The 22454-nt window shown below is 44.6% G+C and carries 30 protein-coding genes and 1 tRNA gene; 26 read left to right on the top strand and 5 right to left on the bottom strand.

Translation table 11 applies throughout. The features are described from left to right. Positions 1-68: 68 nt before the first annotated feature. Positions 69-263 (bottom strand): hypothetical protein, encoded by a 195-nt coding sequence (locus tag QUA04_RS22970; protein WP_333261173.1) that lies wholly within the window; start codon positions 261-263, stop codon positions 69-71. Between the two features lie 155 nt (positions 264-418). Here QUA04_RS22970 and QUA04_RS22965 point away from each other — a divergent pair, with 155 nt between their 5' ends. The 7 genes from QUA04_RS22965 (at position 419) to QUA04_RS22935 (ending at position 3489) form a co-directional block, all read left to right on the top strand. Beyond that, complete coding sequence (locus QUA04_RS22965; RefSeq protein WP_333261171.1) at positions 419-892, top strand: hypothetical protein; 474 nt, start codon at positions 419-421, stop codon at positions 890-892. 83 nt (positions 893-975) lie between these two features. Further along, positions 976-1263 (top strand): HU family DNA-binding protein, encoded by a 288-nt coding sequence (locus QUA04_RS22960; RefSeq protein WP_333261168.1) that lies wholly within the window; start codon positions 976-978, stop codon positions 1261-1263. Between the two features lie 70 nt (positions 1264-1333). After that, the gene (locus tag QUA04_RS22955) at positions 1334-1678 is read left to right on the top strand and encodes a hypothetical protein (RefSeq protein WP_333261165.1); all 345 of its coding nucleotides are present in this window, start codon (positions 1334-1336) and stop codon (positions 1676-1678) included. A 74-nt stretch (positions 1679-1752) separates the two neighbouring features. After that, entirely contained in the window at positions 1753-2235 is a 483-nt protein-coding gene (locus QUA04_RS22950) for a hypothetical protein (protein ID WP_333261163.1), read from the top strand. Between the two features lie 72 nt (positions 2236-2307). Then, positions 2308-2502, top strand: coding sequence for a hypothetical protein (locus QUA04_RS22945; RefSeq protein ID WP_333261160.1), 195 nt, complete (start codon positions 2308-2310; stop codon positions 2500-2502). Then, positions 2499-2864 carry a hypothetical protein gene (locus QUA04_RS22940; RefSeq protein WP_333261157.1) on the top strand — a complete coding sequence of 122 codons (366 nt, stop codon included), beginning with the start codon at positions 2499-2501 and terminating at the stop codon, positions 2862-2864. Before QUA04_RS22945 ends, QUA04_RS22940 begins: the two co-directional genes overlap by 4 nt. After that, positions 2857-3489, top strand: coding sequence for a hypothetical protein (locus tag QUA04_RS22935; protein WP_333261153.1), 633 nt, complete (start codon positions 2857-2859; stop codon positions 3487-3489). The genes QUA04_RS22940 and QUA04_RS22935 overlap by 8 nt, the downstream gene beginning before the upstream one ends. A 23-nt stretch (positions 3490-3512) precedes the next feature. Here QUA04_RS22935 and QUA04_RS22930 read toward each other — a convergent pair whose 3' ends face one another. Both QUA04_RS22930 and QUA04_RS22925 read right to left on the bottom strand, forming a co-directional pair. Beyond that, the gene (locus tag QUA04_RS22930; protein WP_333261150.1) at positions 3513-4031 is read right to left on the bottom strand and encodes a hypothetical protein; all 519 of its coding nucleotides are present in this window, start codon (positions 4029-4031) and stop codon (positions 3513-3515) included. A 366-nt stretch (positions 4032-4397) separates the two neighbouring features. Further along, positions 4398-5000 carry a tyrosine-type recombinase/integrase gene (locus QUA04_RS22925; protein ID WP_333261148.1) on the bottom strand — a complete coding sequence of 201 codons (603 nt, stop codon included), beginning with the start codon at positions 4998-5000 and terminating at the stop codon, positions 4398-4400. Positions 5001-5183: 183 nt separating this feature from the next. Here QUA04_RS22925 and QUA04_RS22920 point away from each other — a divergent pair, with 183 nt between their 5' ends. From QUA04_RS22920 to QUA04_RS22870, 11 genes are all read left to right on the top strand, one after another. Next, entirely contained in the window at positions 5184-5729 is a 546-nt protein-coding gene (locus tag QUA04_RS22920; protein ID WP_333261147.1) for a hypothetical protein, read from the top strand. Beyond that, on the top strand, positions 5729-6556 hold the full coding sequence (locus tag QUA04_RS22915; protein WP_333261143.1) for a hypothetical protein: 828 nt from the start codon (positions 5729-5731) through the stop codon (positions 6554-6556). The genes QUA04_RS22920 and QUA04_RS22915 overlap by 1 nt, the downstream gene beginning before the upstream one ends. Beyond that, complete coding sequence (locus QUA04_RS22910) at positions 6549-9062, top strand: hypothetical protein (protein WP_333261140.1); 2514 nt, start codon at positions 6549-6551, stop codon at positions 9060-9062. The genes QUA04_RS22915 and QUA04_RS22910 overlap by 8 nt, the downstream gene beginning before the upstream one ends. Before the next feature lie 2 nt (positions 9063-9064). Beyond that, positions 9065-10045 carry a hypothetical protein gene (locus QUA04_RS22905; protein WP_333261137.1) on the top strand — a complete coding sequence of 327 codons (981 nt, stop codon included), beginning with the start codon at positions 9065-9067 and terminating at the stop codon, positions 10043-10045. Positions 10046-10048: 3 nt separating this feature from the next. Next, positions 10049-11107: a hypothetical protein gene (locus QUA04_RS22900; protein WP_333261134.1), complete on the top strand. Its 1059-nt coding sequence runs from the start codon at positions 10049-10051 to the stop codon at positions 11105-11107. Between the two features lie 126 nt (positions 11108-11233). Further along, positions 11234-11863, top strand: a complete 630-nt coding sequence (locus QUA04_RS22895) for a hypothetical protein (protein ID WP_333261132.1) — start codon at positions 11234-11236, stop codon at positions 11861-11863. A gap of 15 nt (positions 11864-11878) precedes the next feature. Then, the gene (locus QUA04_RS22890) at positions 11879-12154 is read left to right on the top strand and encodes a hypothetical protein (protein WP_333261129.1); all 276 of its coding nucleotides are present in this window, start codon (positions 11879-11881) and stop codon (positions 12152-12154) included. Positions 12155-12187: 33 nt separating this feature from the next. Beyond that, entirely contained in the window at positions 12188-12544 is a 357-nt protein-coding gene (locus QUA04_RS22885) for a hypothetical protein (RefSeq protein WP_333261126.1), read from the top strand. Positions 12545-12555: 11 nt separating this feature from the next. Beyond that, positions 12556-12837 (top strand): hypothetical protein, encoded by a 282-nt coding sequence (locus QUA04_RS22880; protein WP_333261123.1) that lies wholly within the window; start codon positions 12556-12558, stop codon positions 12835-12837. Positions 12838-13029: 192 nt separating this feature from the next. Beyond that, positions 13030-13242 carry a hypothetical protein gene (locus QUA04_RS22875; RefSeq protein ID WP_333261120.1) on the top strand — a complete coding sequence of 71 codons (213 nt, stop codon included), beginning with the start codon at positions 13030-13032 and terminating at the stop codon, positions 13240-13242. After that, positions 13230-13664, top strand: coding sequence for a hypothetical protein (locus QUA04_RS22870; RefSeq protein WP_333261117.1), 435 nt, complete (start codon positions 13230-13232; stop codon positions 13662-13664). The genes QUA04_RS22875 and QUA04_RS22870 overlap by 13 nt, the downstream gene beginning before the upstream one ends. Positions 13665-13957: 293 nt before the next feature. Here the strand turns inward: QUA04_RS22870 and QUA04_RS22865 are convergent. Further along, positions 13958-14030: transfer RNA gene (locus tag QUA04_RS22865), tRNA-Val, on the bottom strand. 5 nt (positions 14031-14035) lie between these two features. Continuing rightward, complete coding sequence (locus QUA04_RS22860) at positions 14036-14227, bottom strand: hypothetical protein (RefSeq protein ID WP_333261114.1); 192 nt, start codon at positions 14225-14227, stop codon at positions 14036-14038. A gap of 260 nt (positions 14228-14487) precedes the next feature. Here QUA04_RS22860 and QUA04_RS22855 point away from each other — a divergent pair, with 260 nt between their 5' ends. The 8 genes from QUA04_RS22855 to QUA04_RS22820 all read left to right on the top strand — a co-directional run bounded on the left by QUA04_RS22855 (position 14488) and on the right by QUA04_RS22820 (position 22398). Continuing rightward, positions 14488-16179, top strand: a complete 1692-nt coding sequence (locus QUA04_RS22855; protein ID WP_333261112.1) for a Mu transposase C-terminal domain-containing protein — start codon at positions 14488-14490, stop codon at positions 16177-16179. 3 nt (positions 16180-16182) lie between these two features. Continuing rightward, entirely contained in the window at positions 16183-17019 is an 837-nt protein-coding gene (locus QUA04_RS22850) for a TniB family NTP-binding protein (protein ID WP_333261109.1), read from the top strand. After that, positions 17019-17528, top strand: a complete 510-nt coding sequence (locus QUA04_RS22845) for a TniQ family protein (protein ID WP_333261107.1) — start codon at positions 17019-17021, stop codon at positions 17526-17528. The genes QUA04_RS22850 and QUA04_RS22845 overlap by 1 nt, the downstream gene beginning before the upstream one ends. 232 nt (positions 17529-17760) lie before the next feature. Next, positions 17761-18558: a hypothetical protein gene (locus QUA04_RS22840; protein ID WP_333261104.1), complete on the top strand. Its 798-nt coding sequence runs from the start codon at positions 17761-17763 to the stop codon at positions 18556-18558. Between the two features lie 118 nt (positions 18559-18676). Then, positions 18677-19528, top strand: a complete 852-nt coding sequence (locus QUA04_RS22835) for a serine/threonine-protein kinase (RefSeq protein ID WP_333261101.1) — start codon at positions 18677-18679, stop codon at positions 19526-19528. A 3-nt stretch (positions 19529-19531) separates the two neighbouring features. Beyond that, positions 19532-20737 (top strand): hypothetical protein, encoded by a 1206-nt coding sequence (locus QUA04_RS22830; protein WP_333261098.1) that lies wholly within the window; start codon positions 19532-19534, stop codon positions 20735-20737. A 62-nt stretch (positions 20738-20799) separates the two neighbouring features. Then, positions 20800-21093 carry a TniQ family protein gene (locus QUA04_RS22825; RefSeq protein WP_333261096.1) on the top strand — a complete coding sequence of 98 codons (294 nt, stop codon included), beginning with the start codon at positions 20800-20802 and terminating at the stop codon, positions 21091-21093. A 246-nt stretch (positions 21094-21339) separates the two neighbouring features. Then, positions 21340-22398, top strand: coding sequence for a class I SAM-dependent DNA methyltransferase (locus QUA04_RS22820; RefSeq protein ID WP_333261094.1), 1059 nt, complete (start codon positions 21340-21342; stop codon positions 22396-22398). Positions 22399-22454 lie beyond the last annotated feature (56 nt).

Below are 22454 nucleotides of genomic sequence, written 5' to 3'. Positions count from 1 at the left end.
TTCTTTGAACACAACTTGATATTTTTTATTATATCATATTAGTTGTTTGTGTAATTAATTTTGTTTGACTACTTATTAATGATTGGCTCGACTTCCGCTGGGGAATCTTTCAGCAGTTGCAGCAGCGGGAGCGTGGCGCCGGCGATGGTATCGATCCAGTTGTCGCGCAGCCGTCTGTCGCCTTCTGGCTGCACGTTCACTTCCCGGCCGATTTCCTTCAATTCCTTTAAATTCTTCTGTTGGAGACTTTCTAGGGTGTACATAGGTTAGGGGAAAGGGTGGGAGTTGCCCACCCGCCAACATTAGGGGTATGCAAGGCAATCTTGTCACCGAGGTGACTTTGGTATATCATAGAGTCACCTCGGTAACTATGTCAACATCACCTAGGTGACTTTGGTAATCTTTTAAGGAAGACGTTATGAATTATCTACAACATGGTCAAAGTCAAGAAAGCACAACAGAAGGAGTACGGGGAAGTGAAGGTGGACAAAGTGTTTACCCTCACACCGACGGCAGCGCGACTTTTGCGGGAGCTGGCGCAGGGGTTCGGAATCAGCTCTTCACACTTGATCGAGAAGATAGCGCGCCGGGAGCTGGAAATTTCCACCCCTTTGGGGGAGTTCTCGACCAACTAATAGATGACACTCGCAAGCAGTTGGTCAAATCGAATGAGTGCATCGTGTGGTATCGGGAGGAAGTCAAGGAGTATGAAGAGAAGCTCAATAACTTAATTAAGCTCAAAGAACTGCAGGAAGAACAGTACCAAGAGATGCGGCGTCAGCAAGAGATGCTGCTACAGCAACAGCAGCTAATGCAACAGCAGTTGCAGTTAATGCAGCAGCAACAAACCGAGTCATCCAACCAAAACGGCGGGGAAACCCCCGCAGAATAATCGCAACAGAAGCCAGTATCCGTGTCGGGTGCTGGTTTTGCGTTAGATATTAGTCATTAGATATTAGTCATTGAGGCGATCGCATGAACAAAGGAGAACTGGTGGATGTAGTGGCCGAAAAGGCTAGCGTCACTAAAAAGCAGGCAGATGCCGTGCTGAGTGCAGCCTTAGAAGCAATCCTAGAAGCTGTCTCGGGGGGCGACAAAGTAACGCTTGTAGGTTTCGGCTCGTGGGAACCGAGGGAGCGGAAAGCTCGGCAAGGTCGCAACCCCAAAACCGGGGACAAGATGGTAATTCCAGCAACTACAGTTCCAGCATTTTCGGCTGGCAAGCTGTTTAAGGATGCGGTAAGCCGTCTTACGGCTTGGTAAGACAATTTGCCGATCGTCGTGAAGTGCGATCGGCTTGATACGTACTTTTAGCTATTGCAAGAGGTAATAAATGGTAAAAATTCGCTGTGGTGAGGATTTAGGTATTGATACAGATTTGATAATTGGGTGGGTTCTTGTAAAAGATTGTTGCAAGGACTACCAATATTCGAGTCTCAATAATCCTATTGAGAAAGCGAGGTTAGAGGTAGAAGACCGCCTAATTCTGTACACTTCCGCAGACAATCTGGTATTAACAAGCTCAATTTTAGGTCATGAAGTTTTTACCCGAATCCACAATTTCCTTGTTCATCTTTTCGAGTGCGACTTTTCGGAAGATGGCTACATCAAAGTAACAACGGCTTACAGTCAAGAATTACCCCACGAGAGTGCCCTAGATGCCGTGAGCGGACAGTAAGACAGTAAGACAATTTGCTGATCGTCGTGAAGTGCGATCGGCTGTAGACAATTTGTAGACAAGTAGTAGACAAAATGAAAACACCGCCCGACTTGAAGAAATATCATGAGGAAATGATGGCAATGCAGGACTTGCCACCTGCTACCGTAGAACTTCCGCCGCTAGCAGCGATCGCCATCATCAGCCATATACAGTTAGCGTGTCGGCAGCCCGGTCTTGTCGATGATGGAGTTACCAAGATTGCAATCCACACCGCTCGCCAGTTGCAAAACCTGTTCAGCGAAACCTCTGAAACTTACAAAGTGCTGGAACTCGGCTGGAATCCAGAAGCCGATATTTTAGTGCCAGACGGAACCGAGGAAGAACCTTGGCAGCAGTGCGAGGAGTTCTGCGACAGATTTTTGCAAAACCTCGGCTGCCGCTGCACTGACTACAAGAGGGCGGAAGTCGTGGCGGGCGATGAAGATATTGATCCGAAAACTTTGGCCGCCGGTGCTGCGATGATGTACCAGCTTCAGCGGAATCTGGAGCGCGAAGGGTTTGAGCTCGATATGTAAGCGGGTGATCGTTGTGAAGTGCGATCGGCTGTAGACATTTTGTAGACAACCACTAGACAACCAGTAGACCGAATGAAAATCTTACAAAATGCAGAAACTGGCGAAGTCTACATCGAATTAAAAAATGATGAGGTGTACGACATAGAAGAGCATCTTGCCGCGCTGATGGAGTTTGTAACCAAACAGGCAATTGAGATTCACAGACTGAGAAACAGTTATAGAAAAATTGTCGGGCGATTAGATTCGTTGGAGATACGGAATTTATGACACTAACAACAGAAGAAGCACAGGCTCTACTGGGAGGAACTAGGAAAGAACTCCCCGGCTCTCCCCAGACCCCCGAGGAGATATTGGAGGCGATGAAAGCAGCAGCAAACAATTACTACCGGGAGGCGATCGCCACCAACTGCCACACGTTTATCGAGTTCACCGGCTTGATAAATGAGTACATCAAAATTTGCGAGAGAAACCTCAAGCAGCGGGGCGTCGATTTTACTAAAACCAGCGTCCACACTCCCGGTGAGTCAAAGCTCCAGATAGAGGGCTGGGAATTGGAATATATCAACGACAAGCTCCGCTGCATATTCCCCGACCTAAAACTTGTTGAAGTAGAGAAGACCAATGGTTAACGCTCAACTGTCACTGTTTGACACCGCCGCGGCTGAAGTTGGAACTCTCTACAAAGCCGGTGATTACGTGAAGCTGCGAAGGAAGCCGGAAATCGCTGCATGGGTGAAGCGCGGCGAAGTTTACAAAGTTAACAAGGTTCACCCGAGCGACGGCTCGCTGCAATTCTGGAATCCCTTTACAAACGATTGGGATTTTCTCTATCCCGACGAAGTTAAACTAGCGCCCGCACCGCCCGTAACAGAGGATGCACCGCCACCCCCCGCGATTGATTCTGTATCACCAGCCTCTACACTTCCTGATACAGAATACATTGCCGAGGTTGCTGATACAGAATACATTGCCGAGGTTGCTGATACAGAATACATTGCCGAGGTTGCTGACGATGATTCTGTATCAAGAGCAATCTCTACTTACTCGCCTCGTGGCACGGCTCGCAGCGGTGAATATTTTCGATTTTCTTACCGTGACGGTGCCCGGATGCGGCACATTCATATTCGCGGGGGCAACACCGGCTCGCCGATCGCTCAGGCGAAAGTGCAAGAAGTGCGATCGCTCTTAGCGGCTGGGATTTCCCCCGCTAAAATTGCCGATATGCTAAAAACAAAGGTTAGTAACAAGACTTGAATTTATAAGCGTCCGATTACGAATCAAAACAACCTAACAAAAGTTGCCCTAATCAAGCAAGCACTAAGCGAAAGCTGAGGGTATATTTCTACCATTCTGTTGCCCTGCCCGTCGATTCCTAAGCGAAAACTAACAATAAAATCTACGCTGTTATGTCCTTCCATGTCTATATATTTCACCAATTGCGCGCCACCAGCTTTCCACCAAACAGGCGAAATCAAGCAAGCGCCCGAATACTGCCAGTAAAGCTGGGTTACGCCGGATATAACATATTGAATATACAAGCTCATCGCAAATAGCGATTCCGAGTTTCCAGAATTTAGGTTGTTTAAAATTCCCAGGGAAAACCAAGTATTTGCGAGGAGGCTGATTTGAGCAGGCGCATTTACCCGTTGCTCTACAATTGATACAGGCAGAATGCTTTGATATTGCGGATGCGGATTAGGTGCCGCTACGTGCGCCGCGTCGGCCGCCTGAAATTCCGCATCACGGGCGATCGGCGGCGGTATTTGTGGCTCAGTAATTGGATTGCTAAGAGGCATTAGATGGTATTAGATGATTACTATCTCCGTAACATTTACTGTTGTCGCATTATTCGTACTTCTCATGGTGACAGGCCCTTGCCATGGAGCGCTAGGCGAATCTTCAAAATATCCACCGGGTAATAATTCAGCAGTAAAATTAGTAGCTGAAATGGTCGAGCCATAAGCAAAGAGAGCGTTTGCCGTACCGTCATTAAAAACCGTTATCCCACGTCTGTTGCTTGCCGTACTCCGATCCGAAAGAATTACCGTAGGTGATGTTGTCAGCGAGAATTCTGTTAAAGTGCATCCGTTTGGGAACTTTGTAACTTGTTGCGATTGTTGTTGGGCGGGGTTAAATAAAGTCATAAATTAAAAAGTCATAAATTAAAAATTAGCAATTGCATTTTTTAGCTGGTCATCAGTAACATCGATATAACGAATTAAAGAATTAATACTTTTATGCCCCGTTAATCTTTGAATTACTTTAATATCAAGCCCTTGCTCATTAAGCCTAGTAATGAATCCGCGCCGCGCTGAATATAAAGAGAATCCCTTATTCTGCAAGCCTGCTTTTTTCAAAGCTCGCCTAAAAGCTTTGTCTATAGCTTGTCGGCTTAAATGCTTGTCAGTTCGGTATAAGGAAGGAAATAGAAACCCCGATTCTGGCGCTTCATAAGCTCCGAGCATGAGTTTTAGCGCCCAATTGCTCGGCACTTCGCGAGTTTGTTTATCTTTGCGGTTGAACAAGGGGTAAAGCACTGTGTCACGCGGTTTGCGCTTCTGCACATCTTCATAAACGTGCTTTACATCCATGCTCAATATTGCCTCCGGTCTTTCGCCAGTATACCAAGCGACAGCCAAAAATAGCTTGTGACAATCAGAGGTCAAATGGTTGCTGATTTGTTGAAAAGTTACCGGATTTAATGGTGTGGCTTGCCCGACGCCGCAAATTTTCACGAGTTGCTGATTCCGTATAGAAATTGCCATAAAAGCAACCTTTTGGTTGCTGTTTATATCGTAGCGCGCGAAACCTTTGTCGTCACGTTGTTTTTGAATGGGGAGGAGTTGCTGATTTGTCTATTTCCGCAACTTCTTAAGAATTTACGGCGACAACTTGGGGTAACAAATTGTTACTTAGACTAGAAGTAACTTTTATTTTAAATTGTATTTATGGCGGATCATACTTCCGGTGCTGGTGCTAGTGTTTCCGGCACATCTCACGCCAACCCTACAGGCCCGGCAAGTAAAGAGCGGTATGTATACGGAATATTAGGATTGTTGGAGCAAGAAGAGAACAATTTAACCAGAGTCGCCGAACGCACCGACAGAATAACAATTACCGCTAACTTAAGCACTAAAACCGCTGCAATTGACCTGCTGTTAAACGTAACAGCCAGCAATACCGCAGGGGGCAGCACAAATTACACGGCAAGCCATTACCTCACTGGATCGACATTTGCCAGCGGCACGGGTGGCGATAGCACCGCGTCAAACCTTGCACAAGCTGCAATGGAAGCGGTAGTCGCACTAAAACTAATTGAGCTTGATAAATCCCGCAATCCTGATAATAAAACCGTAATAACTCGCTGCACTCACACGCTCGCAGCCAGCGGCGGCACAAACGCTACATTTAGCGCTTTATTAGAATTTCCGATCGAAATAATCAGCTTGCCCGGTGGTGGCAACGTAATTGAAGGCAAGGTATTTCTAAGCTAATGGCAAACAACCAATTAGAAAACACCAAAACTTTTCGCCGAAGTATCACCGCATCCGACGGTACAGGAATTATTGAGATTTTAAACTGTGCTGATTCTTTCAGTGAATATGACGCATTATCCAATTCTTACTATTTAGGTAAAAGCTTTTATTTAGAAGCATTTAGCGGCGCAATTTATCTACCTTCTTACCAAGAAGCACCATATCCCGATATTTTTCCAGAAATGTCGGCGGCTGAAAAAATTGCCGCCATGTTGGCGATTGAAGAGGCGTATCCGTTTGTCGGCCTGAGATTTCACGCCCGCAAAGGTACGGGAGTGTGGTCAACTTTAGCAACAGCAAGGTTGCAAAACAAAGGGCGAGAGACCACAATCCCCTTTACAATCCCGTACTTAACTATCAATCAATTAAAACTGTTAAGCCCCGACGATCGGCTCGGAATTTCAATCATCAACTACGGGCACGGCGTGCTTGGCGCGGGCGACTACATCAATCTTGAGGGCGATTTTCGATACAACCTCGACCTCATAGCAAAACCGCAGGTGAGAACAATTGGCGCGGCATTGCCTTACGGAATCGATATTGACACGGCGGCACCGATACGCTTCAGAACGGCGAACGCAAACCGCGCAATCCTCTACGCTACCAACACCGGAAATACCCCCGTTTGGCTCGCGGGCAATTCCAGTGTTGCCGTTGGTACAGGTATTTATCTAGCTCCAAATGGTGGCGGCAATTTGACCGAGCAAACACTGACTGGAGAACTTTGGGCGATCGCCGATGGCGGCCCCTCTCGAATTTGTGGACTAGAAGCGAGTTATGCCTAGTAGAGTTTCTCGCAAGTCGTCGCTGTCGCCAAGCGCCACAAGGGGGTCAAGTGCGATCGACCTTGGCAAAGATAGCGGCATAAATTTGGGCAAAAAAACGCAGCCATCCGTAACAACCGGAGGCATCGGAATTACTCAAGAGGTTGCAAATATTGGCGGCGTCAGTGTGACAGGTGGCGTAAGCGTAGAAGTAAGCCCGCTGCGCTTAAATGTCAGCGGTCAACCTGATTTTGAAGACCCTAATAAAAATGCAATCTCGATTAGCGGCAGCGCAGAGTTACCCGGCGGGATTTTAGGGGTTAGTGGCGGGGGAACAATTAACACCAACACCGGGGAAATTACCGGAGCAAGTATTGGGGGAGAAGTTATAGGATTGGGAATTAACATTTCCGCTTCTAATGAAGGGGATGTAGGTGTTGAATTTACGATACAAATTCCCGGCACACCTATAGAGTTAAGTTTAGGTTTGGGATTTCCTAAAAAAGAGGAAGATTTACCAACACCAACACCAACACCAACACCATTAACTCCCCCTACAACACCGGGTATTTTACCCGATGCTCCTTATCCTGATTTTAAACCAAACTGTAAATACTGGATAAAAGAGACTCAAAAAAACTTTTCTCGCCTTAAAAACACACAAACAGTCGTCGCGAGCGAAGGTGGCTATGAGAGCCCTGATTGGTACGAACAATATGCTACAAGTATACCTGTAGATTGTGAAATTACTAAAGTAGATGCTAGAGTAAACTATTATATTCGTCACAATAACCAGACCTATACTCAGGTTTTAAACATATCGGATGCTAATGAAGTTGATTGTATCAATGGATTTTATGTTGTTAGAACAAAAACAGGAAGATTAATTTTTCAGTATGTCGATAGGTACTTAGTATCATATGTGCGTGCAATTACAGGGTATAACGCGCAAGGTGCAACAATTTACGGAGAATGGCAATTAGCAGGCACAGATAAATATGAATTAAAAGCAATTTGCCCTGAGCCTTCTCCTTCTTCTCCACTGCCTTTCCCCAACCCGCCACCAAGGAGGCAAAACGTGAATGAATGCTGTAGAGATACTATGCGAATGCTGCGACGAATTCACAAGCATTTGGGTGTCAGTCCCCTATTGGGAATGGAACCCTTGGAACAATTCGCCGGTGTCAAAAGCAAAGGCGAAAACTTCCAGGGTGAGAAAATGGCTTTTCCCTTTGAGGTTCCGAAAACCTGGCTTGATGTGATGGCCAAGAAAAATGACAAAATTACCGTCAAAAATCTTGCAGAACTTTTGCTTGTAATGGGTGCTCAGTCAGAGCGATTGGAGCGCGTGCTGGGTACAAAAGAGTTTATCAAGGATTCAGAGGGCAAACTGCGTCAATCGGAAGGTAATCTCTTATCCTGGCTATCTGGAAAAAACCCAGATTTTGCTTACCCTGACCCTAATGATTTCTGGCTAAATACAGATGATGGGGTTATTAACGAAAAGCGTCTCGAAGTTCGCAGTTTGACCGATGCAGTCCGCTACACGGTGGAAGCAATAAATAGGTTGGAACGGATTTTGCCGATTGCGGAATTGAAAGATAGTTCAATTCCCAAGCGCTGGATTTATCCCGGTGCTAAAGGGCAAGAACGTGTCGGTAATTTAATTCATTTAATTGAGTTAATGGTGCGATCGGATGACAAGCATCGCGGTTACTGGCCAGTAAAGGTCAAAGTCAAAGATGCCGATCCGGCTATCGAAGGCGACCAACCCGTCGAGCTGGAATTTCACTCGCAAGCCGACGTATTTAGAGAATTATTTCAATATTTGATTGACATGGAGGGAGACGGCGACTTAACAAGTAATTTTGCCTTGAGGAGTGCATTTCAAACTTGTCAGATGCACCAACTAACCGTTCAAAATAATGCAATGCTAGACGCGATTGTGGAATATTTAGACTTTAAGATCATCAAAACAAAAGCCAGCGTTCCTATGCCTTTCAATCCTTTTGCAGGAATGTCAAGTGAGATATCAGACAACGTACTGGCAGCTTTGGGCTTTACAGAAGGATTGCCTATGACTCCTAAAATTGACTCTAACAAAGAGGCAGACATTGAAGCGCTTGCACCTAACGTTTTGCAAAACACGATGGTGGCTGTAGATATTGTGGAATGCGACGAAAAAAAGACACTCAACGAAGCATTGTTAGAGCTTTTGAAGCATTCAAGTGCTGCTAGTGCCGCTGTTTCTGAGCGGGTTTCTGAATCAGCTATTGACAGAGTAATTGCAGGTGCAGGCTTGGCTCAAAAAGTAGCTTCGTTTTTGCTCCGAAAAGACGTTGCTAACGCTTTAGGCATTGGCGATTTAGACAAATGGATCGATGCGGCAGAATTGGGGTATACCGATTCGCCGGAGTCTCAAAGTTTGAGGTTCCCGGAATCTGATCCGTTGGAACCTTACGGCAGACCTACCACCCAAAATCCGCGAATTCGAGAAATTGACACCAAAGAACCAAAGGCAGATTAATTATGATTATTAACGACGGTGAAACTGCATCAGATTTATACAACGGCACTGCTTCAAAAACTTGGGTGCAAGGGATTGGAGACTTTTTTGGAAATATTGCGGCCAAGATCGGAGATGCAATTGCCAATTTTCAAATTGGTGATGTGAAATTTGGCGACTGGTATCGGGATGATCCACTAGGAGCTACAGCAGGTGCGATTTTAGGTGGTACGGCAATGTATTTTGGCGGCAGACTTGTTCTCGGAATAGCGGGAACTGTAGGCCGAGTAATTGGTGCAGTGCGATCATTGGGATTGATGGGAGCCGCTCGGGCGGGAGCCACTGCGGGATTGCGAGCGCTTGGCGGGCGGGTACTCGCCACCCTGGGAGCTCCAGGAGCTTTAGCTACGCGCTGGCTTGCAGGTGTAACCACGGGAGCCATAATTCGTTGGTGTACGGGTAGCGTGATAAAGCTTTTAAACTTTAATTTTCAAGCTACTGACGAAAGTTTGGACGATCAAGTTAAATCAGCTCAAACCAGTCTATGGGGAATTGCAGGTTCTAGCGCTGGCTCGCTGTTAGGAACTGCCTTATGCGGCATTCTCCCAGGGGCTGCGGTTGTTCGCATAAATCCCTCGAAATTGGCTGCTATCGCCGAAGTAGACAAAGAACTTTATGAGGAAATAATGCCACAAGTTAAAAGCATGATTATGGGTACTGTTAATGTCGCCAAAAAAATCGGGTTTACTCAAATTTACAAAAATGTTAGAAAGGTAATAAAAAGTCAATCTGCGTTTATTCGGAATTTTTCGCCTAGTCTAGCCAATACAATAGATAAATGGGGAGAAAAAGGTTCAAAGCCTTGGACAATAAACTCTGCGGTTGAAGAGAAAATTGAAACAATTTCGGATGAAGGCATAAAGGCTTATTACGAGAACTTGTGGGAAGAGTTTGTTGATAGTTGTACAGAAGCCCTTTTTGTAATGTCTACGGCATTTGGATAAAATATGAGCGTATGGGAAGAAAAATTAAAAGGGTTAATCTCTCCTACTGAGAGCAAATGGCCTTATCGAGTAGTTCAACTTAAACCCAATAGAAAACTTGATTCAGAAATATACACATTGTCTGGCCGCGAGGAAGATATCGCGGCCAACGGCTCGCTATTCCTTGCACTGTATGATTTGGCGCAGCGCGATCGCATTGACTTTGATGAGTGGTTTGAGCAATGGTCGCTGGGGTTTCCACTGTTGGATGTTAATCGAGAACAATCAAATTACCCGTTGTTAGGTGAGAAACAATGGAGGAAGCGAGAAGAACGACCAAAATTCAAAGACTGGACGCCGCGAGAACTGCGGCATAAGTTGGGGTATCGAACTATTGAAGTGTGGTTAAACCGCGATATCGAGGAAGAGTCAACTATTTTGAGTGGCACTGATATGCAATTGATAAATCATTGCATTCAGTTGGAATATGAAGGAGGCAGCAAAACACTATCACAAGATACTGTAAGCAGTGATGTTATTCGTTATTCGGGTATCCCTGAAATTACTTTATTTTTCCGGGGGCGCGACGCAAATTTGCCTGTCAAGGATCAGGTAGTTGTAGGTCAGAAATCTTTTCGATTTATGGGTTATACGGATAACCCCGCCATGGCAGAAAAACGTCAAGATTTAGAACTAATTACTCAATCGGATATAAATCGAATTGGCGCTAAAATCCGTTCAATATTTAGAAACATACCGCCTTACGTTTGGTCGAAAGGAAAAAAACAGGTGGCATATCACGATTGGGCGCGAGGTTACAATTTAAACGTTTATGCCTCTACTCATGCCGAAGCAGAGCGGTTGATAGTAGCGATTCTTGCTATTCGCGACCTTCAAATGGATGAAACATTTGTTAAATACGGAGAAGCCAAAAATCCTATTAAAGCTTATCCACCTGCACAAGAAATTCAAGTGCTGGGGAAAAAACATAAAACGCCCGAACGCCTGCCTGATGTCAATGTTGAATTTCAATACGCTCAAATTTACTTACCTACAGTAAAGCAGAAAAAAAATATTGCGTAAATTTACTTGAAAATAAAAGTTAAACCCTATAGGTTTCGATTTTTAGTATAAGCCAAAAACCATATACAGGGCGGGTTTAGCGTGACAGATTAAATATGACACTTGAATTACCAGGAGTTATGTGATATGGCGCGAATGACAGATATTTTGCGAGCTGATGAATTAAAACTGGCAAAAACCGCATACGAAACGTGGCTTAAGCTTGACCGTGCTGCTAAAAAAGCTGCTTACGCTACCGCTACAGGGGTTGGTGGTGGCAAACGAGCAAACAGAGGCTCTAGAATTGTGTTTATTCAACCTTTTGGGGCACCTGATAATTTCTGGTATGAAACCAAAGGTCTCGCCCCCGCAGCAGATGCGCCAGCTCCAACGACAGTAGAAGAAAGTGCAAGTGGATTAATTACTGCAGTCATTAGCGCAACTACAGCATTTACCCCATTAGTAGTACCTGCAGGAGCGAACAATATGTCAAACAGAGCTAGAAAGGTGCAATTTGCAAAAGTGAGATGTACAGAAAGAGCAGCCGGCGCAGGCACTCCCACAACATCGCGGATCACAGGATTGCCTTACACCAAATACAACACAAATACAATTAGCAGTCCTTTCGGAATGGCTCCTGGAGCTACCGATAAAACTGAACAATTTGCGGCAAGAGCGATTAGAAATAGCTTGTTAACAGGAAATCCGGCAGGCAGGTTTGTAAGTTTTACTTCTCAAGGTGATGTTGGAAATATCACCAAGGCTCCCGCAGCTTAATCAACAGGGTAAAAAATGAGTCTTCAACAAGAATTGTGGCTTCCTGAAATGGATGAAAAAACCTTAATTCTTCCTAATGCAATAAGTGACTTCTTGGAAATTCAAATCCCTATTGACAGTACAGAAGCAGAATTCAATAAAATGCTTCTAGTAAATCAATCGGGTACGGATTTTCTAGAAGGAAATATGGATCTTGACACTTATCTAGATGTTTTAGATTATGCAGAAATAGATCCATATTTTCATCTCCAAGAAGCGGCCTGGCAAACAGCTAATTTACTCAATTATTAAGTAAGTATTGCAAGCTGACAAACCAGCAAAACAATGGCATTAGACGACGAACGTGATTGGCAACTAATTTACAACGGCTTTCATTCTGCAACGGACGAATCTCCCATTGAGAAAATACTGATTCCGGGGGCATTTACTCAGCACACAATCAGAATTTACACAGTTTCTTTACAAGCAAAACCTACTTGGTGGCTAGGTGGTCGGTTAACGCAACTGCTAGGAAATGGTACGGCTAGTCCTGACTTTGAAGCGTCGCGGTGGGTTGTGCCTTTAAAAAGGCAGACACTAATTAAGGTTCCTGTTTTGACATCTGAATATCGCCTTAAGTTTGAGCCTGTGCGGTGGCTTAAAGAAATTGCGATAGTCGTTGAAATTTACACTGGAGAATAAGTAAACAGATTGTGAAAAATTTTGCCGACGTTGCGTCACAATTGGGTTCAATCCTAACTTTAATTATTAGTTTAATTATTCTTTGGAATGTGACGCGAGGAGTGTTAACACTTCTTGCTACCATTTCCCGAAAACTTACTATACTTCGCTCGTTGTTTATCAGTTTGCGAGGAGAGTTTCGAGCTATGCAAAAGTTTTTAAAAGTGCATCATGGGTATCATATCAGGGAAGATATTCAAGATGTGCAAGAAGATTTGCTGAAACAATATGATAGTGATGATACGGGATTCTAATGGATAAATACTCCTACCGTTTCAGTGTTGCCAGCTTGAATATCTCTGTGCTGATGTTGGTCGGAGCGGGAGTGATTCTGATTTTTCAAAAAGAAAATCCTGCACCTTTAATCCCTTTCTTAGCACCAATCATTGCACTCTTAGGTGGTTTATTAGTTTCACCTCCTAAACAATCGCCATCGCCATCGTCTAATGACTATACGCGAAGCTAGCCAATTGCTGGAAGATACAGAAGCGAGTAAAGCTCAACTTTTAGATGCTTTAGAGCAATTGTGCAAAGAATATGGGTATATCCAAGCGATGACAATTGCTAATCTTCGAGATTTGACATCCGGACGCAAAACGCTTGCAGAAATCCAACAACTAATCGAACAACTTAAACAAAAAATAAAATGCACAAACTAATTTTTACGATGGCTTTGCGTCAATCTTCCGAGCTGATTTATGGGAATTTACAACTTGTCTATCCCGACGAAAAAGCGATCGACTATGTGGCTACTTCTGGCTGTGCTGATTACCAGCGGCCCGGTGATGAATGGGTGCGCGGAAAGGGCCCTATTCCAGCGGGTGAATACCAAATCCCCAGCGAACCCTATTACCTTGAAACTCGCGGCGTAGAAGGCGACTTTTTTCACATTACCCCCGATCCGGTTGTGTCAGAGCATGGCACCAGAGCCGAGTTAGGGCTGCACTTTGATGCAAACTACCCCGGTAGTGCTGGTTGCGTAGTTTTGCGAAATTGGGAAGGGTGGCGGCGGTTTTGCGATCGGATGGCGTCGATCGCAGACAGCGGCGTAAAAAGCTTACCGCTCACTGTGAAGTATTAAAACTGTAAACTCTACATATAGTGTTGTAATGAAGCTGCAATAACACCATATATAGCGTTCATTAATCTCTGGTAGGGTGGCTAAGAATAGCGCAGTCACAGCAGTATTGCTTTTTGAGGTCAACTACCCGCCACCGCTCTAGCCATTTTTAGTTTAACATTGGGCGGCTGAAAGCCCGCGAATTTACCACGCTCGCGCGATTTGTAACGCTTTTGCCAGCCGATTGTATGATATAAAAATTTGGCCCGCTTTAGATAGACGCGGGCGCACACTTGACTTAACCGTCAGTGAAATGGGAACTGCAGGAAACGAACCTGCCTAAAACAAATCGTAGATTTGCTGCCTAAACCACTCGGCCAAATTCCCTTTTTTTATCCTTGGTAAGAACTGGGCGGCTGGTAGCCCGCGCTTAGCGTGCAGCAAGTGTGCAGCGGTGCAGCGCTTATTCCCAGCCACCAAAATACTAACATCTGTGTGTGGGGATTCAGTTTAAAAATAGCTTGGGCGATCGCACTTTTATCGATCGGATGAGCCGATCTGTACAGTAACAAATTATTTGTCACATTAACGAATTCGTGACACAAATCGACCAACAAGGAAAACCCTTACATAGCAAAGGTTGTAACGATTTGTACTCCTTGTTTTTCCTCCACCTTGCATCCCAAGGCATTAACAAATTAAATGTCTAATCCCCGATATTTAACTAATTAAGTGTCATTTCCCTGAAAGTAGAAAATACTGGATTTAAATCAAAGTTAACACATTGACTGTCACAGTTTTACCGTCTAAAATACATTCATGTTTTAATCAAACACTAACGTTTATGTCTAATGCTCATCCCTCAGAAACGATTCCAGATGAGAGGGGCAACCTCAAAGAAGCCAATACCATCGCCTCTGAGCTTTCCGACGAGGCGAAGCTCAAGATCGAAGTGATTCAAAGCCTTATGGAGGCAGGCGATCGCGCCACGTATGCCCAAAAGCTTAAAGAAGCTGCTCAAAAACTGGGCAAGTCGGTGCGGACGGTGCGGCGGTTAGTGGATAAATGGGAAGAACAAGGGCTGTCGGGTCTGGTTGAAACAGAACGCTCTGATAAAGGTAAGCACCGAGTTGATACTGACTGGCAAGATTTAATTCTCACAACCTATCGGGAAGGAAATAAGGGCAGTAAACGGATAACCCCGAAGCAGGTTTTCCTAAGAGTACAAGCAAAAGCCCACGAACTAGGGGTCAAGTCTCCCAGCCACATGACGGTGTACCGCATCCTCAATCCTGTAATTGAAAAACAAGAAAAAGCCAAAAGCATTCGCAGTCCGGGATGGCGAGGATCGCGTTTGTCGGTTAAAACTCGCGACGGTGCAGATTTGGCAGTGGAGTACAGCAACCAGGTGTGGCAATGTGATCACACTCTTGCTGATCTGTTGCTAGTGGATCAGCATGGGAATTTAGGTCGTCCTTTGTTGACGACGGTTATTGATAGCTATTCTCGCTGCATTGTGGGCATTAATTTAGGCTTTGACGCTCCCAGTTCTCAGGTAGTCGCTTTAGCTTTGCGCCATGCTATTTTGCCGAAGCAATACGGTGCAGAATATGGTCTGCATTGCGAGTGGGGAACTTATGGGAAGCCAGAGCATTTTTATACTGATGGCGGTAAGGATTTTCGTTCGGAACATTTGCAGCAAATAGGAGTGCAGTTAGGGTTTGTTTGCCATTTGCGCGATCGCCCCTCTGAAGGTGGTATTGTCGAGCGTCCCTTTGGCACATTGAACACCGAGCTATTTTCCACTTTGCCGGGATATACGGGGTCAAATGTACAAAAGCGGCCGGAAGATGCAGAAAAAGAAGCGTGTTTGACTCTGCGGCAGTTAGAGCAATATTTAGTCCGCTATCTTGTTGATAACTACAATCAGCGTCTTGACGCTCGGATGGGCGACCAAACAAGGTTTCAACGATGGGAAGCTGGTTTACTTGCTATGCCACCTTTAATCTCAGAAAGAGATTTGGATATTTGCTTGATGAAACAGTCGAAACGAATTATTCAAAGGGGCGGCTACTTACAATTTGGAAACTTTATGTATCGGGGTGAATATTTGGCGGGTTACGCAGGGGAAAGTGTAGTGCTGCGATATGACCCCAAAGATATTACAAGGCTTTTGGTTTACCGCAATGAGGGTAGTAAGGAGGTATTTTTAGCCCGTGCAGTAGCACAAGATTTAGAAGCTGAAGAACTATCTTTGCATGAGGCGAAAGCTAGTAGTCTCAAGCTTCGGGAAGCTGGGAAGGCGGTTACTAACCGTTCGATTTTGGAGGAAGTGCGCGATCGCGAAACTTCCCTCACCCAGAAGAAAACGAAAAAGGAACGCCAAAAGGCTGAACAAGGTGAACTCCGTAAGGCAAAACAGCCTGTATCTATGGAACCGGAACCGGAGGAAGTGGTATCGCACAACACTGAAGCTGAACCAGAAATGCCGGACGTATTGGATTACGAACAAATGCGCGAAGATTACGGGTGGTAAAAAATGACGAATCAAGAAGCCCAAGCAGTCGCTAAGGAATTAGGCGATATTCCCCTTAATCAAGAAAAAATTCAAGCGGAAATTCAAAGATTGAACCGCAAGACTTTTGTGCAGTTGGAACAGGTTAAAATTCTCCATGACTGGCTGGAAGGAAAGCGACAGTCTCGGCAGTCGGGGCGAGTTGTGGGCGAGTCGAGGACGGGCAAAACTATGGGGTGTGATGCTTACAGGTTACGGCACAAACCTCTTCAGCAGCCGGGACAGCCGCCAACGGTTCCTGTGGCTTACATCCAAATTCCGCAAGAGTGTGGCGCGAAGGAATTGTTTGGGGTGATTCTTGAGCATTTGAAGTATCAGGTGGTTAAAGGAACGATCGCCGAAATTCGCGATCGCACGATGCGGGTGCTCAAGGGTTGCTGCGTGGAGATGCTGATTATTGATGAAGCGGATCGGTTTAAACCTAAGACGTTTGCTGAGGTGCGCGATATTTTTGATAGGTTGGAAATTCCGGTGATTTTGGTAGGAACCGATCGCTTAGATGCGGTGATTAAGCGGGATGAACAGGTTTATAACCGTTTTCGGTCAAGTCATCGGTTTGGTAAGTTGTCGGGGGAGGAGTTTAAGCGGACGGTGGAGGTTTGGGAAAAGAGGGTTTTGCTGTTACCTGTGGCTTCTAATCTTTCTAGTAAGGCGACGCTGAAGACTTTGGGGGAAGCGACTGGAGGTTATGTGGGGCTATTGGATATGATTCTCCGGGAGGCGGCGATTCGGGCTTTGAAGAAGGGGTTGTCAAGGATTGATTTGGATACTCTTAAAGAAGTTGCTGGGGAGTACAAGTGATGGAATCGATCGAGATCCAGCCTTGGCTATTTCGGGTGGAACCGTTGGAGGGTGAGAGTTTAAGTCATTTTTTGGGGCGGTTTCGACAGGCGAATGAGTTAACGCCGAATCGGTTGGGTAAGATGGCGGGGTTGGGAGGCGCGATCGCCCGTTGGGAAAAGTTTCGGTTTAATCCGCCTCCTTCTCCTCAGCAGTTGGAGGCGTTGGCGGTGGTTGTGGGAGTTGAAACGGAACGGTTACAGGAAATGTTACCGCCTCCTGATGTAGGGATGAAGTTAGAGCCGATTCGGTTGTGTGGGGCTTGTTATGCCCAGTCGCCTTGTCACCGGATCGAGTGGCAGTTTAAAACAGCAACGGGGTGCGATCGGCACAAATTACGCTTGCTGTCGGAGTGTCCCAACTGCGGGGCGAGGTTTAAGATTCCGGCGTTATGGGTGGATGGGTGGTGTTCTCGGTGTTTTTTGTCCTTTAAAGATATAGTAAAGTGGCAGAAAACTACTTTGCCATAATCGATAATCTGCCACGTATATTTATCACAAAGGCCCAAATAAATTTACTGACTTAAACTATTAATTTTGCCAACATTTAAAACAATCAAAGTTATTGTTTATATTAATTAAACGATCAGTAAAAAAAATATTTTTATGAATAAATTTTCATATTCTTATCACACTGTTTAATAGAAAATACGCCCTATATTTTAGGTTAAAATATGGCTATGTTTTATTTAAATAGAAACAAATGTTTTCTGTCTTAGATCATAAAAAATTTAGAGCAAATAATAGGGAGGAAAGCACTCCTAAGACAGCTATTATGGTTGAATCTAGAAATATTCAAGAGTTTCCCTCTTTGGGTTCAGTTGGCTTGTCACTTAGAAAGCCAATTAAAGGCGTTGAGTATAATATGGTAAAAAAATACGTTAAATTACAAATATTATCTACTAATCCAGAAGAGTCAAAAGCTGTTTTTTTAGAGCCTCAAGTTGACTCAGGGTTTCCTGATATTGTTATTGTTTACTTTGCTTCCGAAATTGCGAAAAAATGGTCGCCAGAGAGAAAAAAACTAAACAAGTTAGATTGGCGTATCTTGCATTGGATGGTTTCGGAGAAAATTATTGAACCAACCAAAATGAAAACAATTTTTCCCAATGATTTGTCTAAGTCACTACAACGATTGATGGATGCAGAACTTATTGATTATAAAGGAGATACATGGGAAGCCAAACCCTTAGAGGAAATTTTTGCAATTCAGCGACTAATTGCAATTGAAGCAAAAGTAAAAAATTGGCAAGAGGGACTACAGCAAGCTTTTCAGAATACATGGTTTGCTTCAGAATCCTATTTGCTGCTACCAGAGGTGCGGAATACCAATGAGCTTATTCAAAAGGCAACACGGTTTGGAGTGGGACTTCTGACCACTGAATGTTCATTAGCGCAGCCTAAGCTTTCACCACAGGTGACAAAGCTTCCTAAATCCTATGTTTCCTGGCTGTTCAATGAATGGGCTTGGCGTGCATCGTTCGATATACGCTGCCTATAGCGTAAGTGTAAATACTTAATTGCTAATAGAGATACGTATCTGATGCTATTATTAAAGCCAGTCGGGAAATTTTTACCTTTTTTGTAGAATAATATTGTAATAATTTTACCTGTCAAAAATGACTATTGATCTAAAATGGCTACAAGCTCAGTTTCCCGAAATATCCTGCCTTACTCGACTAACCCCAGGTGGTCAGAAAGAGGTTTTCTCAGGTAATCATCCGACTGATGGGGCAGTGGTAATCAAGCTTTACCACCAGAAGATGGACAATGAGCGGATAGTTCGCGAAATTCAGGCTGTGCAAACTGTTGCTTCACCGAGGGTGCCAAAAATTTTCGAGGTTGACATTAAAAACTCCTCACTGGGCGACGTGATTTGGTTACGAGAAGAACGAATTGCTGGCGATAGTCTACGCCAAGTTGTACAGCAGAAAGGAAGCCTTGATCCTCGGCAAGTATTACTACTAGGAAGGCAGATGCTTGAAGCACTTGCGGATGCTGAAAAAGTTCGCATTGTGCATCGAGATGTAAAACCGGATAACATAATGATTGATGGTTTCCATAATGCGTGGCTTTTAGATTTTGGTCTTGCGAGGCACTTAGATTTAAAATCCCTAACTGCAACTTCTAATTATTTTGGTGCTTTTACACCTGGGTATGCCCCGCCAGAACAGTTTAAGAATCGAAAGTCTGAGATAGATGGTCGTGCCGATCTATTTGGTCTGGGAGTAACTCTGTATGAGTGTTTAGAGGGTATCAATCCTTTTACTGATAAAGCAAGGGATTATATAGAGATTCTTAATCGTGTTGAAACTTACCCTCTGCCCAGAATCTCTAAGACTGTGGACAAAAAGGGAAAATTTTCGGATTTGGTCTGGACTATGACACGACAAAGACCAGCTCACCGTTTACCCAAGGTTATCGAAGCTTTCACTTGGATACAGGAAATTTGTACAGAAGAAGGACTTTGATAAATGGAACTTTATCTTCAGCTTGGATATGGCATGATGGGCCACTGTAAATATCTCATTGAACAGTGGGGAGGTGGAACCGTTATCCTTAGCCCCCGTGATTTAGAACCTAACCAGCTATCAAAGTTTGCGAAAGAAATAAAGAATCTCAAAGGGGAAGTTCTACTAGATCCTCAAGTCTATCTGCCACGTGCTACTCATCCACGACTGCAATCCCATAATTATTGGGATAGGGAATACCAAACTCAAGATTTTTGGTCTGGTGCAGGATTGAATGAGCAATTGAAAAAATTGCTAGAACTAAATCGGGAGCTGGATTGTGCTGCCTGGATTTTACCAGGACATTATACCTCTGTTGTCAACGAGATGTGGCTGGAGTGTCAGCGTAGTACAATTGAAGCTGCTCAAAAATTGCAAAACAATCAATTTGAATTAATTGCAACAGTAGCTTTGAATGTTGATGCTACTAAAAATCCCGATCAAATTCATGACTTGATTGAGTCTGCTAAAGGTTGGTCTGTTAGCGCGATTTATTTAATTTGTGAACCACCGAACGGTCAGTATTTGATTGAGCACCCGGTTTGGCTGGTAAATCTTGTAGATCTTATCGCTGGATTGCGGTTAAGTGGTAAAAAGGTAATAGTTGGTTATAGTAATCATCAAATGCTGATTGCAGGTTGCGCTTCTGCAAATGCAATTGCTTCAGGTACGTGGTTGAATGTACGCTCCTTCACGAGCGAAAAATTTCACGCACAAGAATCTGACGACGAATCAAGGCGAACTACTTGGTATTATTGCCCGCAGGCTCTTTCAGAGTTTAGAATTCCTTCTCTGGAGTTGGCAGCAATGCGAGGAATGTTAGCAGAATTAAAGCCACTACCACATTTAGGGAGTAGTGAAGCGGATATATTGTTTAGTGGCTCTCAGCCTAGCTCTACAGGATTTGGAGAGCGCGAATCATTTCGTCACTATTTGAAGGCTTTAAGAAGTCAAGTTATTGCATCTAGGAAAAATTCTTTTGATGAATCAGTAAATCACCATAAACACTTACTAGATTCTGCTGAAAATATTCTTGCAAGGTTCCGGGACGTTGGCATTCGGGACAAAGCGAGAGATTTTGAAGCCGTAATTGATACTAATAGAGCCGCACTGAGTTATCTTCAAGACTATCGCGGTGTAATCCTTGGTCGTGCTTGGAGTACGCTATAAGTTGAGCCATTTCCTGGGGGGTTCGACGGACGAATAAGTTAACGCCGAATCGGGTGGGTAAGATGGCGGGGTTGTCCGGCGCGATCGCCCGTTGGGAAAAGTTTCGGTTTAATCCTCCTCCTTCTCGTCAACAGTTGGAGGCGTTAGCGGTGGTGGTAGGGGTGGAGGGCGATCGGTTACAGGAAATGTTACCGCCTCCGGGTGTAGGGATGAAGTTAGAGCCGATTCGGTTGTGTGGGGCTTGTTATGCCCAGTCGCCTTGTCACCGGATAAAGTGGCAGTTTAAGACGGCAACGGGGTGCGATCGCCACGAGTTACGCTTGCTGTCAGAATGTCCTAACTGTAGGGCAAGATAAAAAATTCCAGCTTTATGGGTTGAAGGGCAAGGCCAAAGATGTTTTACATCTTTTGCTGAAATAAAAATATACCAAAAGCCTTTACGCTTTACGCAAAAAGACGATTTGGTCAGTGAATAGATTTGGATGTTGTGAAATATTACTGGTTCTTTGCGGGCTGGTTGCGTTTCGAGGTAAAATAATCAATTGCGTTCTAACACTGTCTAGCAGACAAAACTTAGGACGCGCTGTACAAGGCGGCACAAGATGGCACTTAAAAAAAGTGAACTTTACAGTTCGTTATGGAAAAGCTGTGATGAATTGCGGGGCGGCATGGATGCCTCGCAATATAAAGACTATGTGTTGACGTTATTGTTCATTAAATATGTTTCTGACCGCTATGCAGGGGTAGAGGGTGCCCCGATTGAAGTCCCGGAAGGGGGAAGCTTTCAGGACATTGTGGCGCTCAAAGGCGACAAAGAAATTGGGGACAAAATCAATAAAATTATTGCCAAACTTGCGGAAGCGAATAACCTGAAGGGCATTATTGATGTTGCTGAGTTCAATGATCCTGACAAGTTGGGCCAAGGTCAGGATATGCAGGATCGGCTCTCTAGGTTGGTAGCTATCTTTAATCGCCCGAACCTGAATTTTAGTAAGAATCGCGCCGATGGGGACGATCTATTAGGGGATGCCTACGAGTACCTGATGCGGAACTTTGCCACCCAGTCAGGGAAAAGCAAAGGGCAGTTTTATACTCCGGCGGAAGTGTCTCGGATTATTTCTAAGGTGATTGGGGTCAATACTGCCGAAAGCCAGGATCAGACAATTTATGACCCGACTTGTGGCAGCGGTTCTTTGTTGCTGAAGGCGGCGGATGAAGCTGCACGGGGGTTAACAATCTATGGGCAGGAGATGGACAACGCTACTCGCGCCTTGGCTAAGATGAATATGATTCTGCATAGGCATCCCACAGCCGAAATTGAGCAGGGTAATACATTAGCAAATCCACGCTTTAAAGAACCAAATGGAAGCCTGAAACAATTTGATTTTGCTGTTGCCAATCCACACTTTTCTGTAAAGGCTTGGAGTAATGGACTCACTCCCAGCAACGACGAATTTAAAAGATTTGATGGCTATGGCATCCCTCCGGCAAAAAATGGAGACTACGCTTTTTTTCTCCATGTAGTTCGCTCCCTCACATATAAAGGCAAGGGGGCGATTATTCTGCCTCACGGGGTTCTATTTCGGGGCAATGCCGAAGCAGAAATCCGCAGGAACTTGATTTGCAAGGGAGAGATTAAAGGGAGCATGTCACTTCTGTAGTGAGTAATGATACTCATGCAGGTCTTCGCTGATTACCAATTAAGCCGTTCAAGTAA

The sequence above is a fragment of the Microcoleus sp. S13_C5 genome, assembly GCF_036700845.1.
In the GTDB taxonomy this organism is placed as follows: Bacteria; Cyanobacteriota; Cyanobacteriia; order Cyanobacteriales; family Microcoleaceae; genus Microcoleus.
This window is presented reverse-complemented; position numbering and strand designations above follow the sequence as displayed.

What these genes read in the sequence shown, in the direction of transcription:
- QUA04_RS22965 (WP_333261171.1), top strand. Translation starts at nt 419, where the DNA reads ATGAATTATCTACAACATGGTCAAAGTCAAGAAAGCACAACAGAAGGA.
- QUA04_RS22945 (WP_333261160.1), top strand. Translation starts at nt 2,308, where the DNA reads ATGAAAATCTTACAAAATGCAGAAACTGGCGAAGTCTACATCGAATTA.
- QUA04_RS22925 (WP_333261148.1), bottom strand. Translation starts at nt 5,000, where the DNA reads ATGGCAATTTCTATACGGAATCAGCAACTCGTGAAAATTTGCGGCGTC.
- QUA04_RS22910 (WP_333261140.1), top strand. Translation starts at nt 6,549, where the DNA reads ATGCCTAGTAGAGTTTCTCGCAAGTCGTCGCTGTCGCCAAGCGCCACA.
- QUA04_RS22950 (WP_333261163.1), top strand. Translation starts at nt 1,753, where the DNA reads ATGAAAACACCGCCCGACTTGAAGAAATATCATGAGGAAATGATGGCA.
- QUA04_RS22820 (WP_333261094.1), top strand. Translation starts at nt 21,340, where the DNA reads ATGGCACTTAAAAAAAGTGAACTTTACAGTTCGTTATGGAAAAGCTGT.
- QUA04_RS22940 (WP_333261157.1), top strand. Translation starts at nt 2,499, where the DNA reads ATGACACTAACAACAGAAGAAGCACAGGCTCTACTGGGAGGAACTAGG.
- QUA04_RS22900 (WP_333261134.1), top strand. Translation starts at nt 10,049, where the DNA reads ATGAGCGTATGGGAAGAAAAATTAAAAGGGTTAATCTCTCCTACTGAG.
- QUA04_RS22915 (WP_333261143.1), top strand. Translation starts at nt 5,729, where the DNA reads ATGGCAAACAACCAATTAGAAAACACCAAAACTTTTCGCCGAAGTATC.
- QUA04_RS22970 (WP_333261173.1), bottom strand. Translation starts at nt 263, where the DNA reads ATGTACACCCTAGAAAGTCTCCAACAGAAGAATTTAAAGGAATTGAAG.
- QUA04_RS22895 (WP_333261132.1), top strand. Translation starts at nt 11,234, where the DNA reads ATGGCGCGAATGACAGATATTTTGCGAGCTGATGAATTAAAACTGGCA.
- QUA04_RS22935 (WP_333261153.1), top strand. Translation starts at nt 2,857, where the DNA reads ATGGTTAACGCTCAACTGTCACTGTTTGACACCGCCGCGGCTGAAGTT.
- QUA04_RS22960 (WP_333261168.1), top strand. Translation starts at nt 976, where the DNA reads ATGAACAAAGGAGAACTGGTGGATGTAGTGGCCGAAAAGGCTAGCGTC.
- QUA04_RS22845 (WP_333261107.1), top strand. Translation starts at nt 17,019, where the DNA reads ATGGAATCGATCGAGATCCAGCCTTGGCTATTTCGGGTGGAACCGTTG.
- QUA04_RS22890 (WP_333261129.1), top strand. Translation starts at nt 11,879, where the DNA reads ATGAGTCTTCAACAAGAATTGTGGCTTCCTGAAATGGATGAAAAAACC.
- QUA04_RS22825 (WP_333261096.1), top strand. Translation starts at nt 20,800, where the DNA reads ATGGCGGGGTTGTCCGGCGCGATCGCCCGTTGGGAAAAGTTTCGGTTT.
- QUA04_RS22875 (WP_333261120.1), top strand. Translation starts at nt 13,030, where the DNA reads ATGACTATACGCGAAGCTAGCCAATTGCTGGAAGATACAGAAGCGAGT.
- QUA04_RS22840 (WP_333261104.1), top strand. Translation starts at nt 17,761, where the DNA reads ATGTTTTCTGTCTTAGATCATAAAAAATTTAGAGCAAATAATAGGGAG.
- QUA04_RS22920 (WP_333261147.1), top strand. Translation starts at nt 5,184, where the DNA reads ATGGCGGATCATACTTCCGGTGCTGGTGCTAGTGTTTCCGGCACATCT.
- QUA04_RS22855 (WP_333261112.1), top strand. Translation starts at nt 14,488, where the DNA reads ATGTCTAATGCTCATCCCTCAGAAACGATTCCAGATGAGAGGGGCAAC.
- QUA04_RS22850 (WP_333261109.1), top strand. Translation starts at nt 16,183, where the DNA reads ATGACGAATCAAGAAGCCCAAGCAGTCGCTAAGGAATTAGGCGATATT.
- QUA04_RS22930 (WP_333261150.1), bottom strand. Translation starts at nt 4,031, where the DNA reads ATGCCTCTTAGCAATCCAATTACTGAGCCACAAATACCGCCGCCGATC.
- QUA04_RS22830 (WP_333261098.1), top strand. Translation starts at nt 19,532, where the DNA reads ATGGAACTTTATCTTCAGCTTGGATATGGCATGATGGGCCACTGTAAA.
- QUA04_RS22885 (WP_333261126.1), top strand. Translation starts at nt 12,188, where the DNA reads ATGGCATTAGACGACGAACGTGATTGGCAACTAATTTACAACGGCTTT.
- QUA04_RS22905 (WP_333261137.1), top strand. Translation starts at nt 9,065, where the DNA reads ATGATTATTAACGACGGTGAAACTGCATCAGATTTATACAACGGCACT.
- QUA04_RS22835 (WP_333261101.1), top strand. Translation starts at nt 18,677, where the DNA reads ATGACTATTGATCTAAAATGGCTACAAGCTCAGTTTCCCGAAATATCC.
- QUA04_RS22870 (WP_333261117.1), top strand. Translation starts at nt 13,230, where the DNA reads ATGCACAAACTAATTTTTACGATGGCTTTGCGTCAATCTTCCGAGCTG.
- QUA04_RS22955 (WP_333261165.1), top strand. Translation starts at nt 1,334, where the DNA reads ATGGTAAAAATTCGCTGTGGTGAGGATTTAGGTATTGATACAGATTTG.